17 protein-coding genes are annotated in these 17256 nt (G+C 38.4%); 4 read left to right on the top strand and 13 right to left on the bottom strand.

From position 1 onward, the window contains the following. From rsmD to HZL42_RS03630, 5 genes are all read right to left on the bottom strand, one after another. The gene (gene rsmD, locus HZL42_RS03650) at window positions 1-564 is read right to left on the bottom strand and encodes a 16S rRNA (guanine(966)-N(2))-methyltransferase RsmD (protein WP_219054316.1); all 564 of its coding nucleotides are present in this window, start codon (window positions 562-564) and stop codon (window positions 1-3) included. Between the two features lie 12 nt (window positions 565-576). Continuing rightward, entirely contained in the window at window positions 577-837 is a 261-nt protein-coding gene (locus HZL42_RS03645) for a YlbG family protein (RefSeq protein ID WP_219054315.1), read from the bottom strand. A 2-nt stretch (window positions 838-839) separates the two neighbouring features. Continuing rightward, window positions 840-2039 (bottom strand): FtsW/RodA/SpoVE family cell cycle protein, encoded by a 1200-nt coding sequence (locus tag HZL42_RS03640; protein WP_219054314.1) that lies wholly within the window; start codon window positions 2037-2039, stop codon window positions 840-842. 122 nt (window positions 2040-2161) lie between these two features. Next, complete coding sequence (gene typA / locus HZL42_RS03635; protein WP_219054313.1) at window positions 2162-3997, bottom strand: translational GTPase TypA; 1836 nt, start codon at window positions 3995-3997, stop codon at window positions 2162-2164. A gap of 202 nt (window positions 3998-4199) precedes the next feature. Further along, entirely contained in the window at window positions 4200-4484 is a 285-nt protein-coding gene (locus HZL42_RS03630) for a UPF0223 family protein (RefSeq protein WP_219054312.1), read from the bottom strand. An 81-nt stretch (window positions 4485-4565) separates the two neighbouring features. On the opposite strand from HZL42_RS03630, the gene def reads away from it, so the two are divergent. Continuing rightward, window positions 4566-5126 (top strand): peptide deformylase, encoded by a 561-nt coding sequence (def, locus tag HZL42_RS03625; protein ID WP_219054311.1) that lies wholly within the window; start codon window positions 4566-4568, stop codon window positions 5124-5126. Between the two features lie 49 nt (window positions 5127-5175). Here def and HZL42_RS03620 read toward each other — a convergent pair whose 3' ends face one another. Then, on the bottom strand, window positions 5176-5634 hold the full coding sequence (locus HZL42_RS03620; protein WP_219054310.1) for a hypothetical protein: 459 nt from the start codon (window positions 5632-5634) through the stop codon (window positions 5176-5178). A 175-nt stretch (window positions 5635-5809) separates the two neighbouring features. On the opposite strand from HZL42_RS03620, the gene HZL42_RS03615 reads away from it, so the two are divergent. From HZL42_RS03615 to HZL42_RS03605, 3 genes are all read left to right on the top strand, one after another. Continuing rightward, on the top strand, window positions 5810-6025 hold the full coding sequence (locus HZL42_RS03615; protein WP_219054309.1) for a DNA-directed RNA polymerase subunit epsilon: 216 nt from the start codon (window positions 5810-5812) through the stop codon (window positions 6023-6025). Between the two features lie 2 nt (window positions 6026-6027). Further along, window positions 6028-7710, top strand: coding sequence for a ribonuclease J1 (gene rnjA / locus HZL42_RS03610; protein WP_219054308.1), 1683 nt, complete (start codon window positions 6028-6030; stop codon window positions 7708-7710). Window positions 7711-7783: 73 nt separating this feature from the next. Next, window positions 7784-8737: a diacylglycerol kinase family protein gene (locus HZL42_RS03605; RefSeq protein WP_219054307.1), complete on the top strand. Its 954-nt coding sequence runs from the start codon at window positions 7784-7786 to the stop codon at window positions 8735-8737. A gap of 40 nt (window positions 8738-8777) precedes the next feature. Here the strand turns inward: HZL42_RS03605 and HZL42_RS03600 are convergent, their stop codons facing one another. From HZL42_RS03600 to HZL42_RS03570, 7 genes are all read right to left on the bottom strand, one after another. Beyond that, complete coding sequence (locus HZL42_RS03600; protein ID WP_219054306.1) at window positions 8778-8993, bottom strand: hypothetical protein; 216 nt, start codon at window positions 8991-8993, stop codon at window positions 8778-8780. A 117-nt stretch (window positions 8994-9110) separates the two neighbouring features. Beyond that, window positions 9111-9569: an arginine repressor gene (locus tag HZL42_RS03595; RefSeq protein ID WP_219054305.1), complete on the bottom strand. Its 459-nt coding sequence runs from the start codon at window positions 9567-9569 to the stop codon at window positions 9111-9113. Between the two features lie 13 nt (window positions 9570-9582). Further along, a complete protein-coding gene (arcD, locus tag HZL42_RS03590) occupies window positions 9583-11016 on the bottom strand; it encodes an arginine-ornithine antiporter (protein ID WP_219054304.1) in 1434 nt (477 codons plus the stop codon). A 162-nt stretch (window positions 11017-11178) separates the two neighbouring features. Next, entirely contained in the window at window positions 11179-12165 is a 987-nt protein-coding gene (locus HZL42_RS03585; RefSeq protein ID WP_219054303.1) for an aldo/keto reductase, read from the bottom strand. Window positions 12166-12281: 116 nt separating this feature from the next. Next, window positions 12282-13928, bottom strand: a complete 1647-nt coding sequence (locus HZL42_RS03580; RefSeq protein WP_370629282.1) for a peptide ABC transporter substrate-binding protein — start codon at window positions 13926-13928, stop codon at window positions 12282-12284. A gap of 78 nt (window positions 13929-14006) precedes the next feature. Next, window positions 14007-16487 carry an ATP-dependent RecD-like DNA helicase gene (locus tag HZL42_RS03575; RefSeq protein WP_219282850.1) on the bottom strand — a complete coding sequence of 827 codons (2481 nt, stop codon included), beginning with the start codon at window positions 16485-16487 and terminating at the stop codon, window positions 14007-14009. Between the two features lie 40 nt (window positions 16488-16527). Continuing rightward, window positions 16528-17247: a tetratricopeptide repeat protein gene (locus tag HZL42_RS03570; protein WP_219054302.1), complete on the bottom strand. Its 720-nt coding sequence runs from the start codon at window positions 17245-17247 to the stop codon at window positions 16528-16530. Window positions 17248-17256 lie beyond the last annotated feature (9 nt).

Genomic DNA, 17256 nt, shown 5'->3' with positions numbered 1-17256 from the left:
CTATGACGCCTCCATTTCATACTTATAAATTGAAATTACGGTTAATCCGTATTCCTTTTGCCGAACTAATTGATACCCATCAACATTATCAGATAATTTAGCCTGGTTATCAGTTTCACAAATTACCATGGCGCCACTAGTCAATAGCTTTAACTCCCGTAAGGTAGCCAAATCGGCAAGCATCTGTTCTTGCTTATAGGGTGGATCTAAAAACACCATTTCAAATTTTTTTCCAGCAGAAGCAAGCCGTTGCAAAGCTAAATCGGCATTTGTTTTGATAACAGTAAACCGGTCGGCTTCATTCGTCATTTGTACGTTTTGCTGGATAGTCTTAATTGCTGCATACTGCTTATCAACCAATGTCGCATCATTAAAACCCCTTGAAACCGCCTCAATTGCGACACCGCCAGAACCAGCAAATAAATCTAAAAAGGAGCCCCCGTTAAAATAGGGGCCAATGATATTAAATAAGGATTCCTTTACTTTATCAGTTGTTGGTCGCGTTAGTCGCCCTGGAACCGCCCTTAATGGTCGCTTCCCAAATTTACCTGAAATTACTCGCACTGTTCATTCACCCTATTCATCATCATCATCTAAACTCTGGTTATTAGCAAAACTAGCAGAAAGTTCCACTAGCGGCGATTTTTCAACCGTCCTTACAATTTTTTGCTTTTTTAATAATGTTACTATTTTTTCGGCATCATCAGCATCAACGTATAGGACCGCATAGTGCATCCGCTTAGATACGTAGTCTAAGATGCCATACTTCTTTAAAAAGCGGGTCTGCTTAACAGAATGGACATAAACAATCAATCCAATTCGATTTTTAATATTCAAATTTAATAGTCACCTTTCACAGCTTGCTGTTCTCGCCTTGCAATTTTTTGTTTGTAACTAATTTTTAAAACTAACCCCAAACACAGGCACAGGGTAATCATGCTAGAACCTCCGTAACTAATAAACGGAAAGGTCACTCCGGTAATCGGGAGGATTCCAGTTACTCCACCAACATTAAAATAAGTTTGAACTACTAAGTAGGTAGCGGTTCCGTAGCAAATTAATGAACTATAGCCATCGTTAGAACGCACACCAATCGTGATAATTCTAAGAATCATGAAGCAAAGTAGACCCATAATTATTAACACCCCAATAAGTCCCAATTCTTCGGAGATAATCGCCATGATAAAATCAGTGTTCGGTTCTGGAAGGTACCCTGTTTTTTGGATACTATTACCAATTCCCTTCCCAAAGATTCCACCGTTACTAATCGCATAGTAAGAATTAACTAGTTGTTGCCCAATCCCATTGGCGTGAACGAACGGATTAGCAAAAGCTACCACCCGCTGGAACATATAGCTATGCTTCAAAAAGCCTAGCGACTTAAGGGGTCCAAAAGCTAGTAGGTAGAGTAGTAAATACGCCAGCGCAAGTGAACCGGCTAAGATTCTAAATGATCGTTTATAACTAACCCCAGAAGCGAGAATCATGACGATTACGATCGTAAAGTTAATCAATGTCCCCCCTAAATCGGGAAGAAATAGAATTAAAACTAAAATGATGATGGTAGTGATCATCGTCTTAATATGCGCTTTAAGAAAAGATTTCCAACTAGTGAACACTTCCATTTTCTTTTCATCACGACTAAGTACCCGGGCGTATAACAAAATAAAGTATAGCTTCACAAATTCAGCTGGCTGAACCCCAAACCCACCGAAGTTTAGCCATCCAGCAGACCCATTAATGGATTTTCCAAAGACCATTAAATAAACAAAAAGGATTATAAAAAAAACACCGGTAGCACTAATAAACATCGCATTACGTAGCTGTTTTTGATTAATTCTGAATATCCCAGCTAGCATCAAAAGCCCTACAACAACGTACATTAACTGCTTGATGAGGTAACTAATTGCCGTCCCACCATTTTGCATTTCAATATTCGAACTCGCGGAAAACACCATAATAATTCCAATTACACAAAGGATTGCATATGGAACTAACAAAAAGTAATCCAAGTCCTTAGTTATTCTCTTTAACTTCATTTTTAATCAGACTCCAACAGTATCGATAATTACATTAATTATATCATATATCGTAATTAGCCCTAAATTTTGAATAAAAAAAGAACGAAGAAGTAACTTCTTCGTTCTTTTAAAAGCAGCTTTTATCCGTGACGGGACATCTTAGCTTCCTTTTCACGTTGCTTAGTGTTTAAGGTCTTCTTACGAAGGCGAACAAAGTGAGGAGTTACTTCACAAAGTTCATCGTCGTTTAAGAATTCCAATGATTCTTCAAGGGTTAAATGTTCTGGTTCCTTAATCTTAGCCATATCATCAGAACCGGAAGCACGAACGTTGGTTAACTTCTTTCCCTTAGTAATGTTAACGGAAATATCGTTATCACGGCTGTTCTTACCAACAATCATTCCTTCATATACTTCAGTTCCGGGATCGATAAAGATTGTTCCACGACTTTCGATTCCCATGATTGCGTAAGTGGTAGTCTTTCCTTGGTTAATTGAAACTAAGGCACCGTTCTTACGACCTGGATTCCACTTCTTAATTACTGGAAGGTACTTGGAGAAACTGTGGTTCATAATTCCGTATCCACGAGTAATTGAAAGGAATTCAGTTGGGTAACCAATCAAACCACGAGATGGCACTAGGAATGTCAAACGTTGTTGACCATTTCCAGTGTTTTCCATGTTTTCCATCGTTCCCTTACGTTGCGATAAGGTATCGATAATTGAACCAGCGTATTCTTCTGGAGTATCGATTTGAACAGATTCAAATGGTTCACACATTTCGCCATCAACTTCACGAAGGATAACCTTTGGACGAGATACTTGTAATTCATATCCTTCACGTCTAAGAGTTTCCACTAGGATTGATAAATGAAGTTCCCCACGACCAGATACAGTCCATGAACCTGGTTCGCCAGTGTCTTCAACCCGAAGTGAAACGTCGGTGTGTAATTCACGTTGTAGTCGTTCAAATAATTGACGAGCGGTAACAAAGTCCCCATCCTTACCAACAAATGGTGAAGTGTTTGAACCAAATGTCATTTGAAGGGTTGGTTCATCAATTCTCAATACTGGAAGTGGTTCTTGCTTAGCTGGGTCAACAACGGTCTCACCAACGTTAATATCTTCCATCCCAGAAACGGCAATCAAGTCACCAGCTTCTGCTTCATCAATGTCAACCTTAGCTAGCCCAAGGAATCCCATTAACTTAGTAACCCGGAAGTTTTGAGTAGTTCCGTCAAGCTTCATAACGGTAACGTTATCTCCAACCTTAATCTTACCACGGAAGACCCGACCAATTCCGATCCGACCCAAGAAATCATCATAATCAAGCATTGCAACTTGGAATTGTAATGGTTCGTCTGAGTTATCGATTGGAGCTGGGATTGTCTTAATGATAGTATCAAAAACTGGCTTCATAGTGTGTTCTTGAGAGTCAAGATCATCACTGTAGCTTGAAGTTCCGTTCATAGCTGAAGCATATAGAACTGGGAATTCAAGTTGGTCTTCATCAGCACCTAATTCGATAAACAAATCAAGAACTTCGTCAACCACTTCAGCAGGACGAGCTCCTTCACGGTCAACCTTGTTAATAACAACGATTGGCGTCAAGTGTTGTTCGAGGGCCTTTTTCAATACGAACCGAGTTTGTGGCATTGTTCCTTCAAATGCATCAACAACTAAAAGAACACCATCAACCATTCGCATGATACGTTCAACTTCCCCACCGAAATCGGCATGTCCTGGGGTATCCAAGATATTGATTTGCTTATCGCCATATTTAACAGCGGTATTCTTTGAAAGAATCGTGATTCCACGTTCCTTTTCAATATCATTGGTATCCATGGCACGGTCACCAATTTCTGTGTGTTGGTCCAATGTATCAGACTGTTTTAGTAGTTCGTTAACTAAAGTTGTTTTACCGTGGTCAACGTGGGCAATAATGGCAATATTGCGGATGTTGTCTCTTGTTTTCAAGTTATTCCTTCCCTTCACACTAATCAAAATTAGTATTATACAAGATATACGTAATCCTATTTTTGTAAGAATTAACCGGTCACTTTTTAATAAGCGATTGGAGGTCCATAACAAAAGCTGCAACAAACTTCGTCACAGCGTAATAGCATTATCTTAAATTATCATTATTTATAGTAACTTAAAATCATAAACTAGTCAAAGACTAGTCACTCATTTTAAACATTTTTTTGTTTGATGCGCGGGCGGCCTTTAAACATTTAAAAATATTATACCCAGAATTATGCTCAAATTCTCGTTCAATTGTTCGTTGTTCGCCCTTAGCAGGAACAATTTTTTGAAAATCAACGTATGCATCAATCACGGCTTGTCGATTGGCCCCCTGATTTAATTCATAGGCATCTTCTACCAATTGATATAGTTTAAACACCCGAGTTAATTCATCTCGGTTCCAGTCTTCAAATAGTGGATATTGATAGTTAGGTTTCATTAGTTTACTAACTCCTTATTTTTATATTACTAAAAACAAAATTGTGCTAAAATTAGATGTAAAGAATTTGGAGGGATGATATTGTTTTTAATGAAGGACATTGTAAGAGACGGTGATCCCGTCCTAAGAAAGCAGGCTCAAAAGGTTAGTTTTCCCTTAAGCGATAAGGATAAGCAGTTAGCCAAAGACTTAATGGAATACCTAGAAGTGAGCCAAAACGAAGAACTCTGTAAAAAATACCATCTGCGGGCCGGAGTCGGCTTAGCCGCACCACAGGTTGGAGTCAGTGAAATGATGGCATCTGTGTTGGTTCCTAACGAAGAGGATCCTGATAACCCCATTTTTAAGGACGTTATCATTAATCCAGTGATTGTTTCTAACGCCGTCCAAAGATGTGCATTAACTGAAGGAGAAGGCTGCTTATCAGTTGATAAAGACGTTCCCGGGTACGTTCCTCGTTCAGCTAGAATTACACTCAAATACCAAGATGTAAATGGTGAGGAACACCAAGTAAGACTTAAGAACTATCCTGCAATTGTTTGTCAACACGAGATTGACCACCTCCACGGGACCTTATTTTACGATCATATCGATAGTAAGGATCCATTTTCCCGGTCAGAAGATGAAATCTTCATTGGCTAATATTTTAGACGCTGCGTTGCTGCGTCTTTTTTATTTGGCAGCAGCGGTATTACTCAGTCAATCGTTCAATGTCATTAATGTATTCTTCAGTGGACTGATTGGCAAGGTACGCCATCTCAATGTGTACTGAACGCCGATAGCGCCATAAGTCTGTGATTTTGATTTGGTTATCATCAACGGCTGGATTTTGATTTCTTTCATTAAATAGCTGGTTCAAATGTTCCTTTAAATAGTTCAATTTATTAGCTGGATTCTGATCATCAATCGCTAATCGATATTCAAATACTTGAATCCCCCGTCCCCAAACATCAGAAAGCACTTTGGAATTAACAATTTTTAAATTATAACCATCAGCTGGGAGTTTCTTTAAAAATGAATTTAAAATGGCCTGACAATGTTGCTCTGAAGCCAGCTGGGTTTTCTTAGTAGGGTTAACAACAAAAATGCGGTGAATTAAATTATAAATAATAATTGCAATAATGATTCCTAAAAAAGCTTCCCAAAACAATCAACTCTCATCCCTTTCAAATCAATTAATTAATTTATTTTAACATGCATTCAATTATATGTAGCTATACTATACTTATTATTTTGAATATGCTAGAATTAGATTAAATTAGTGTATTTTACACGCGATCGATACAAAAGAATTACATAAAACTATAAAAGGAGCATAATTGAGTATGATTTTTAAAGTGTTATATCAAGATTCTATGAAGCGTACTCCACGAAGAGAAACTACTAAGAGTATGTACGTTGAGGCTAATACGGAAGTTGAAGCTAGATCCATGGTTGAATCTGTTCCAGATTACAACATTGAATATGTAGAGCCACTAGAGGGTAATCATCTTGAATACGAAAAGAAGAGCCCAGATTTTGAAATTACGGAGTTTAAATAATCATGAAAAAACTAAACGTCAAAAATAACGAAACAGCTATTTATGGCGTTGGTGGTTTAGGAGAAATTGGTAAGAACACCTACGGAATCCAATTTCAAGATGAAATTATTTTAATAGATGCCGGAATTAAGTTCCCTGAAGATGACCTTTTGGGGGTTGATTACGTTATTCCAGATTATAGTTACTTAATCGAAAACCGGGATAAGATCAAAGCCCTAGTCATTACCCACGGACACGAAGACCACATTGGTGGGGTTCCATACCTGTTAAGAGATTTAAATGTGCCTATTTATGCCGGACCACTAGCGCTTGCTTTAATTAAAAATAAACTAGAAGAACATGGGTTATTAAGAAGTGCTGAGATGCACCGAATTGATGAAACTTCAGTACTGAAGTTCAGAAAAACCAGTGTCTCGTTCTTTAGAACTACCCATTCAATTCCAGATACACTGGGAATTGCTGTTCATACCCCATCCGGAGTAATTGTCCAAACTGGTGATTATAAGTTCGACCTTACCCCAGTTACTAACCAGCCGCCTGGTCTTCATGAAATGGCCCGGCTTGGTGAAGAAGGCGTACTATGCTTAATGTCAGATAGTACGAATGCCGAGCGCCCGGTATGGACTAAATCTGAACGATGGGTTGGAAAATCAGTTCGCCACATTTTTGATGCGGTTGAAGGACGCATTATTTTTGCTACCTTCGCTTCTAATATTTCACGAATCAAGACTGCTTGTGATACTGCATTAGCTCATAATCGTAAGATTGCTGTTTTTGGAAGAAGTATGGAAGCTGCAATTGTCAATGGTCGGGAACTAGGTTACTTGGATATTCCAGACGACGCTTTTGTTGATGCATCTGATTTATCTTCCCTGCCCGCTAACAAAACGTTAATTCTATGTACTGGTTCACAGGGTGAACCGATGGCGGCTCTTTCTAGAATCGCCAATGGAACCCACCGTCAAATCTCCATCCAGCCAAACGATACGGTTGTATTTTCAAGTAATCCAATTCCTGGAAATACAGTTAGTGTTAATAAGGTAATCAATGAACTTGAAGAAGCTGGTGCAAAGGTAATTCATGGTAAGGTAAATAACATTCATACTTCTGGCCATGGGGGCCAAGAAGAACAAAAGTTGATGCTTCGTTTGATGAAACCTAAGTTCTTTATGCCGATTCATGGTGAGTATCGAATGCTTAAAATTCATACTGAATTAGCTGAACAATGTGGAGTTCCACTTAAAAATAGTTTCATCATGGCAAATGGGGATGTTTTAGCACTAACTAAGGATACAGCTAGAATTGCTGGACATTTCACTGCTGGTGATGTATACATTGACGGTAATGGAATTGGCGATATTGGAAATGTCGTCCTTCATGATCGTCAAATCCTTTCAGAAGAAGGACTAGTTGTTGTTGTTGCTACCATTAATTTAAATAAACAAGAAATTCAATCTGGTCCAGACTTGCTATCTCGTGGTTTTGTTTATATGCGCGAATCTGGTAAGCTATTGGATGAAGGTCGGAAATTAGTATTTAGAACCATTCGTAGAGCGATGCATAATAAGCATGCGACCGAAGCAACCATTCGGAGTGCCATTATTAATGATCTGCAAAGATTCTTATTTAATAAGACCGAACGTCACCCATTAATTTTACCAATGCTAATTATGAACAAACACTAATCCATAATGAAAAAGCGAATTCAAAGATTGAATTCGCTTTTTTAAATCACTTAGTAAAGGAGTGTCCCCCCGCTTGCAAGCCAGATACCTGATAATTATTAATCCAACTGCCGACCGCGGTAAAAGTAAACAAAAGTGGCAATCAATAAAAGAAACTTTAGATGCTGGAAAAATTAATTATCAATATAGAATAACTGAATATCATAACCATGCTCGGTTAATCACAGAACAGTATACTAAGGATTATTCAAATAATCATCAGTTCAATAATGTTTTGTTGGTAATTGGTGGCGATGGGACGCTCAATCAAGTTATTAGTGGTCAAAAAAATGCCATTCTTCAAAATCATCAACTAGAGGAGTTTCCAATTGCCCTAGTTCCAACTGGCAGAAATAATAATTTTGCCCTTGAAATGGGAATTGATCGAGATTGGCAACGATCTTTAAACCACGCCCTAAGTTCATCTAACGTTTTAGATGTTAACATTGGCTTTTATCTAAATAATTTTAATAAACGTTACCATTTCTTTTTAAACAATATGGGAATTGGATTTGAATCTAATCTACTTAGTAGTAAGTCTAAACATCGCTGGAAATGGATTCAAAACCATTTTAAAAGAATCAGGCGTTTTTGGCGAATCTTAGTCAATCTATATGCAATTAAGGAGTTTCCCTTATACATGTCTGTAAACGGCAAGAGAGACCAATTTGCAAGGGTTGTGTGGGTTTGTATTTACAATACCCCCTATTTCGATAATAATAAGAAGTTAATGCCTAATGCGAACGTTAAAAGTCCGTCGTTAGCAGTACTAATCATGGAAAATAAAAACATTCTATTAGTGACTTGGGCCATTTTACTAATGTTTATTGGTAAGCGCCCCCACCTAAAATCAGTGCATCAGTTTGAATGCAACAGTTTAAAGATCAGTATTCCATCCATTGAATATGGGAATATCGATAATGAAGAACTAGGTGGTCATTTTTATAATGCTAATTATGGAATAACAACGTTTAAGTTTATCAACTAAAAAAGATCTGTCGATAATATAAATTATCAGCAGATCTTTTTTAGTCTTCAGAAGCATCCATTGCTTCTAAAATCATCTTTAGGGTATTACATTTCTTAGTTAGTGTTTTCATCTTACTGCCGTATTCTGGCTCAATGGTAATAGTATTATTACTCTTTGCTAGGATACTAGAATTAGCAGCCTCACTATTTTTAAGGTGCTCTAATTCCTTAGCCGCCTGTCTATATTCTACTAAAAGTTCAAATCTATTACTCATTGTAAACACTCCTAACAATTATTTAATTTATCATTATTTTGTTCGTTATTTAATGTAAAGCGTAAGAGTAATATAACACTAATTAATAAGTTTGTTAATAGTTTTGATTAATTTTTCTTAAAGGTCAGGATTTAAATGTTCGATAAACATCTGGTTAACCGTTTTAGCATAGTCATTACTAGATGAAAAAATTACGATGGTATCGTGGCCCGCAAGTGTCCCAGAAATACTAGTTAAACTTAGGTCATCAATGATGGCTGCTAAGTTATTAGCATAATTCGGCAGCGTGTGGATTACATTAATAAATTGAATTTGTTCAGCAGACGTCACAGAATCATTAATCATCTCATACAGATGACTTAATTCATTTGGATTATCGTTTTTATAGACTGTATAACGCCAATTATCACCATCTTGTTGCTTGATAATGTTCATTTCACGAATATCCCTAGAAATTGTGGCCTGGGTAGCGTCAATTCCAGCTTCCTTAAGCTTATGCATTAGCTGTTCTTGCTTTGAAATGGGGAATTGGTTAATAATTCTTTCAATCGCCGCTTGACGAACTTCTTTTTTCATTCAAAATCACTCCTTAATATGAAAAACTATCGTATCCTAAAAACATTCCTAGTAATGCATAGATACCAAAAATTAAAATTAACAATGCAATCAATTTCTCATACCGATTAAAAATAAACTGCTGATGATTGTCGTACTTCTGGAGGTAGTAAAAGACCGGAATTCCGCACATAAATAAGATTGTGGTTAATAGAATAAAATGAACCCCAGCTGCATATAACAACCAACAAGTATAGATACTTGCTACGCTACCAATCACGATATTTTTAACCCGTGCATTACTATGATCAGATTGGAGCGAGTATTTTAGCTGATAAAACGCTGAAAAAGCATATGGAATCAAAATTGCAGAACTAGCAATTGAGTAAAAGAGGTTATATGCACTGTTAGTAAATAAAAATGTAAACATAAATAACTGAACAACAATATTCGTTACAATTAATGAATGGACAGGCGCCCCATTTTTATTTTCACGCCTAAAGAACTTGGGAAACGTCCCCACTTTTGAGGCTTCATACGGTAGCTGTCCAGCAAACATGGTAAATGATAACCATGCTCCAGCAACGGATACGATTAATCCTAAGTTAACGATTACTGCACCCCACTTACCAACAACCCTTTCTAACAATGCCGCCATTGCCGGTTGTCCCAAATTGGCTAGTCCCGATTGTCTCATAACTCCGAAAGACAGCAATGTAATGAGCATATAGATTAAAATCACGATACTTAGCCCCAATATGGTCGCTTTTCCAACATCATTACGGTGATTAGCCCGGCCGGAAAAAACGACTGCGCCTTCAATTCCAATAAAAACCCAAACGGTTACTAGCATCGTACTTTTTACCTGGGCTAAAACATCGCTAAATGCAAAATGTCCATTGCTAGTAAACCAAAAATCAGTCGTGAAAATGTTTAAACGGAATGCAATTATCATTACAATGATGAATAATAAAATCGGGATTAACTTCGCAATCGTAATCATCACATTAATAAACGATGCTGATTCAACCCCGTGTAGGATCATGAAATGGCATCCCCACAATACTCCAGAAGCAACGATAATCGACCAAATATTTTGTCCATTGCCAAATATTGGTAAGAAATACGCAACTGCACTCATCAGTAAGGTGGCATACCCAACGGTCCCTAACAGCGTTGATAGCCAATATCCCCAGGCTGAATTAAATCCCATGTACTTACCAAACCCAGCTTCAGCATAGCTAAACACCCCTGCATCTAGGTCTGAACGGCGACGGGTTAAATTTTGAAAGGTAAATGCTAATGATAACATTCCGACTGCAGTGATAATCCAACCGATAATAACAGCTCCAGCTCCGGCTCCGCTTGCAATATCATGCATAATGTTAAAAACACCACCACCAATGATTGCACCGATTACTAGTCCCACTAACTCCAGTAGGCTTAACTTACGCCTTCCATTAGGCATTATACCATCTCTCCTTAATTCTATCTTATATTTATACGATTTTATGAATATAATAGACACATTTATCAATTATAACGCAATTATTAGTAAAATGCTGAATTTTTTATAAAAAAAAGAGCTGGCAGATTGCCAACCCCTTTTGGTGATTAAAGTGTTAAATTGCTACTTAGTAACATTGTCAATTGCTGATAATTCATCAGCAGTAAAATCAGTGTTATCAAGTGCTTTAAGATTAGATTCCAAGTGATTAACCTTTGATGCTCCAGTAATTACACTGGTAACACTTGGGTTATTTAATAACCAGGCTAAACTCATTTGTGCTAATGATTGATTCCGATTCTTAGCAATTTCATTTAGAGCGTTAATCCGCTTTACAGCGTTATCAGTCCCGTTCTTGACCAGAAAGTCATTCGTACTGTGAAGATGAATGGATTCTGGAATACCACCTAAATACTTATCGGTTAATAGTCCTTCTGCAAGAGGACCATAAGCTACTAGTCCCTTATTGGCGTTCGCTAATGAATCAATAGTCCCATCATCTTCAATTTTACGGTTGAGGAGGTTATATGACATTTGATTAACCACAAATGGGGTGTGTAATTCCTTAAAGTACTTCATGATTTCCTGTTCTTCTTGATTGTAATAATTAGAAATTCCGATGTACAAAGCCTTTCCTGATTTAACGATTCCGTCCAACGCTTCGGCGGTTTCTTCAAGACTAGTATTAGGGTCAAAACGGTGGCTGTAGTAAATATCAACGTAGTCCAAGCCCATCCGCTTCAAACTACGGTCTAGAGCTGCTACCAACGTCTTTTTGGATGAAAATGATCCATACACCCCTGGCCACATGTGATAACCAGCCTTGGTAGTAATAATTAATTCATCCCGGTATGGCTTTAAATCAGCCCGGTAAACCTGTCCGAACATTCTTTCAGCGGCTCCGGAACCAGGTCCGTAGTTATTAGCCAAATCAAAACTAAAGATTCCCCGGTCAAATGCAGCTAAAATTGCGGCTTCGCTATCCTTAAAATTAGCATCATCACCAAAACTATGCCACATTCCAAATGACAAGGCTGGTAACTGTAAACCAGAGTTGCCAGCACGACGTACCTTTACATTATCATATCGATTATCGCTTGCTTTATACATTTAAACTCACTCCTAATCTTATTGAACCATCTAATTTAAATAATAAATTGGTTTATAAATTCAGTCAAGAAATTGAAACTAAAAAAGATAAACAATTGAGTTTATCTTTTTAATAACTATTTAATGGAAATTTCCTTCCAGTTTCTACTCATCCCGGTAGGACTCCATACATAACCATGAACGTTAGTATTCCATAGTTCAGTAGTAGCTGGTTCATATACCGGAATTACTCCTTGATCCTTCATCAAAATCTTTTCAGCATTGGCCATATCTAAAGCCCGTTGTTTAGGGTTATTAGCGTCTTGATTATTCGCCCGATTAACTAGCCGGTCGTATTCTGAATTGCTCCACTTACCAAAGTTAAAGGTACTGTTTGAAGTCATCAAGTCTAAGAAGTTCGTTGGGTCGTTAAAGTCTGCCCCCCACTTAGTAAGCACAATGTCAAAGTTACCACTATCTTGACGGCTCATTCTAACCTTATTTGGAATGTTAGTCAGGTTCACCTTTAAGTTAGGTAGTTTTTGTAACTGGGATTGAATAAATTCAGCTACCTGTTTAGTGGTGTAATCATCATCAGTCATTAAGTTAACCGTCAAACTCTTTTGGCCACTCTTTGCAAGCGCCTGCTTCCAAAGTTGCTTAGCCTTAGGTAGGTTATAAGCAACCCCCTGCGAATATGCGGAAGCCTGCTTAAAGTTTTCGTTCGTTCCCTGAATCTTGAAATTATCCAACACGGTTGGAATAAAGCCATCTGGTGTAACGGATCCATCCCTCAATACGTCAGAAACTAGGTTCTTACGGTTAAGCGCCAATGATAGTGCTTGCCTAGCCTCTGCATTTTGAAAGATTTTCAACCGTTTTTCGTTGGTTAACATGTAAACGGTCGAACCACCAATATATGATTTAAATGACTTACTCTTTCGATAGTTAGCAACCTGAGTTCCGTTCAACGGAGTGGAATCCAATTTGTTTTGTTGGAATAGTTTCAATGTTGTTGAAGGATCTGAACTAACTTGAATGTCAATCTTCTTCAAGTGAACATTCTTCTTGTCCCAATAGTTATTGTTCTTAACTAACTGCCAAGTATCACCAGTCCCGTTCCAATTCTTTAGCACAAATGGTCCATCGGAAGTAATCGTGGAACTGTTCGTTCCATACTTCTTACCGTACTTTTCAACCACCTTTTGTTCCTGCGGGAAGAATACGGGGAATGCCAATAACTTTGTAAAGTAAGGCACTGGTTTATCTAATTTAACCACTAGTTTATAATCCCCAATGGCCTTTACCCCTAGTGAACTGGGACTCAATTTACCGCTTTGAATGGCTGAGTAATTATGAATCTGTTTGTATAAGTACCCGTACTGGGCTGCCAACTTAGGGTTAGCAGTTCTCCGCCAAGCATAAACAAAGTCCTTGGCGGTTACCTTAGAGCCATCGCTCCACTTCACATTCTTTCTAATATCGAAAGTGTAGGTTAACCCGTTCTTGGAAACCGTTTGTTTAGTGGCCAACGCTGGAATCGATTCACCATTTTTACCATTTCGGTAAAGCCCATCACCAGTATGGTTTAACATCGTTAAACTAGCAGCATCGTTAGCCTTTGAGTTATCCATTGTTGAAATGGGGGTCGGGTAACTAAGGTTTAACGTAGTTCTAGTATTATTAGTCGCGTTATTCTGCCCACAAGCAGCTAATAGTACCGCTGTCATTGGAATCGTTAAGCTGACCGCAATTAATTTGATTTTACTACTTAATTTATTCACGCATCTTCATCCCTTGCTAACTTATTGTAAACAATGTATCAATATTATGATATAACAGGCAAAATTATTTTTCAATCATTACCTAAATTGATCTGGGCGAACGTTTTCCATCCCAATCATGGGATCAATTGCATGGGTTGCCAATAGTTCAGCGGTTAAAAATTTTATTTTATTTGCTGATTTATCATTAGAATCGGGATTAGAATTACTTTTCAAATCAGTTTCAACGAGATTATCAGCAGCTGACTTAGTAACTGGTTGCCCAGCCGTTTCTTGCTCCATTACAGCTAGTAGTCGCTCCCTTAAACTAGTCCGTCGCCGAAGTGGTTGGTCTTGAACACAACGCTTGAAGGAGTTCAAGTCACCAGCTAACACCAATAATTTAGATGCCCGGGTAATCGCTGTATACAATAAATTTCGCCTTAACATCCTAGTGTACTGGGGAACAATTGGTAACAGGACCATCTTAAATTCGCTCCCCTGAGCCTTATGAATGGTTGTACAATAAGCTAATGTAATTTGATTCCAATCTTTTCTTTGGTAGGTCACTTCCGCATCGTCAAACGCAATTACCAACTTGTCATTACTACTGTTCTTTTCATTTGTAACGATGCTTACAATTTGGCCAATATCTCCGTTAAAAACATTGTCTTCTGGACTATTAACTAACTGAAGGACCTTATCTCCAATCCGGTAGTTATTATCACGATAGACAACTTCCTTTTGATCCGGCGTTTTTTTAGGGTTCATGATTTCTTGAACAATTTTATTTAAATTATTCACCCCAATCGGGCCCCTGTACATTGGTGCTAACACCTGAATTTCAGCCGCTGTGAACCCCTTCGTATGAGCGCGTCCCACCACCTGTTGAATTACCGATTGGACCTGTCTAGCCGTACATTCAATGAAGCTTCTATCAGATTGATTCATAGTAAAGTCATCTGGTAGCCGACCATTTTTTATATCGTGCGCCAATTCAATTATCGTGGATTTATCATCCTGTCGATGAATCGTATTTAATTCCAGACTGGTCAAGGTTTGTGATTCAAGCAGGTCACTAAATACTTGTCCTGGACCAACCGAAGGTAACTGGTCACGATCCCCCACTAAAATCACCTTCATGTGGTCTGGAATCGCCTTTACCAACGTCCTAAATAACGTTGTATCAACCATTGACATTTCATCAATAATTAAAATTTTACCGTCAATTTCCCGACTGCCAAAATCATCATCTTCGGTATCTTCATTGATATTAAGCCCTAACAGCTTATGAATCGTACTAGCTTCTGCTCCAGTGGTTTCACGCATCCGCTTCGCAGCCCGTCCAGTAGGAGCCGCTAATAAAAAGGGATATGGTTGATCGTCATAATCCTTAATTGATAACGAAAGGTCATTGATTTTAGCATACAGCGATAAAATGCCCTTAATAATCGTCGTTTTACCGGTTCCAGGGCCCCCGGTCAGTAGGAATACGGAGGACTTCATAGCCATTTTTAATGCGTTCACCTGTGACTCATCATAATCGATTCGATTATCAAATCCAATTTTGTTAATTAACTGGGTTAGTTTTTGATCATCAAGTTCTTGGGTGTCATCACCAGCAGTATTGATTCGCTTTAGGTGTTCTGCGATTTCCCATTCAGCATCATAAAGCGTCTTTAAATAGACCCGGTCTCCTTCGCCTACGATCTTATTTTCACGCGCCAGCGCAATAATCTGATTCCCAATTTCATCTTCAGTGATCGAATCACTTCTACTTCCGTTAAGAATGTCCATCGCTTCAGTAACTAGTGACCGCAAATCAGTGTAGGTCCCACCGTTACTAATTGCTAACTTGTCCAGGGCCGTCATAATGCCAGCTCGGAGCCGGCCATCTGAATTATTAGCAAAGCCCATTTCACTTGCAATCCGGTCCGCTTTCTTAAAGCTAATTCCGTTAATATCTTCAACTAATTGGTATGGATTTTCCCGAATTATCGTCAGGGTTCGTTCCTTATACCGGTTGTAAATCTTAGCAGCTAGGTTACTCCCAAACCCAAATCCATTTAGGCCAATAATTATTTGTTCGACCCCATTATGGCTTTGAATTCCGTTCAACAGCGCATCGCGTTGCTTATCAGAAAGCCCGAGTGGTTCCAATATCTTCGGATCGTTTAAAACCTTGGGAATTAAATCAGTCCCCAGTGAGTCGACTACTTTTTCAGCCGTTTTAGCACCGATCCCTGGGAAGTCGTCACTAGCAAGATACGCAACTAATCCCTTGCTGGTCGTGGGGGTTGCCCCTGAATATTGCTCAACACTAAACTGCTCGCCGTATTTATAATGATCAACTAGTTTTCCTTCGAAACGATATTCAGTATCCGAATCCAAATCGCCAAAGGTCCCGACAGCTATGATGTCATCCCCATCCCAATCAAAATTCGTCTCTTTGATTTGAACTGATAGCACTTTATAAAAATTATCTGGATTTTCAAAAAAGACCGCCCGAACGGTCCCAATTACAAATAATTGATTATCATCCTTAGGATTAGCTGAACTGCCGTCGTTAAATAAATCCATTGATTGGTCCAAACTAAATTCCTCCTGAATTCATTATTAGTTAATCACGCTTGGTTTTTTGAATTTGAATGAATTTTTCAATATCCTTCAAGCGACTTTGCCCCTTGTCAAAATAAGCTCGATCGTACTTTTTAGCCTTAGCAAAATATTCGTCAAATGGTTCGCCTAATACCATTGCAACGATTCCCCGGTCAAAGTTAGCCTTCCCATCGTTCGAATCATTTTTTAACACCACATCGAAGAATTGGGCCGCTTCCTTGAAATTACCAAGGGCTAATAAGCTAGCTCCTAAAATTTGGTTAACTGTAGGATCCTGCCGACGTAAGCCTTGTGCTGTCAATGCAAATACTACCGCACGCTTATAATTTTTTTTAGACATGTAACTCTGGGCTACCATAATATACGAATCAAACTTTAATTTTTGATCATCAATCTGGTTAAATTGTTGAATCGCCTTATCATACTCACCAGCTGCATAATAAACGTTACCTAGCCCATAGGTCAAAGTGTTTTTCGCCTTCTTGCTCCGGTCTGCGAATAACCCCATTGCCTTCATTAATAACTCTTCAGCTTGATTATAGTTTCGCAGTTGAACTAAAAAAGCCCCTAAGTCGTAGTAAGTGCGGTAATCGTGGGGATGTTCATCAATATCTTGAACGAGCCGGTGCAATGTTTCATCAGCCTTTTTTTGTTTGGCTTCCCTTTGCTTAGCCACTTCTGCTTGGTGTCTTTGATTCTGTAAATCTTTATCGTCTGTCATTATTATCAC

It is taken from the genome of Lactobacillus sp. Sy-1, assembly GCF_019303535.1.
GTDB lineage: Bacteria > Bacillota > Bacilli > Lactobacillales > Lactobacillaceae > Nicoliella.
This window is presented reverse-complemented; position numbering and strand designations above follow the sequence as displayed.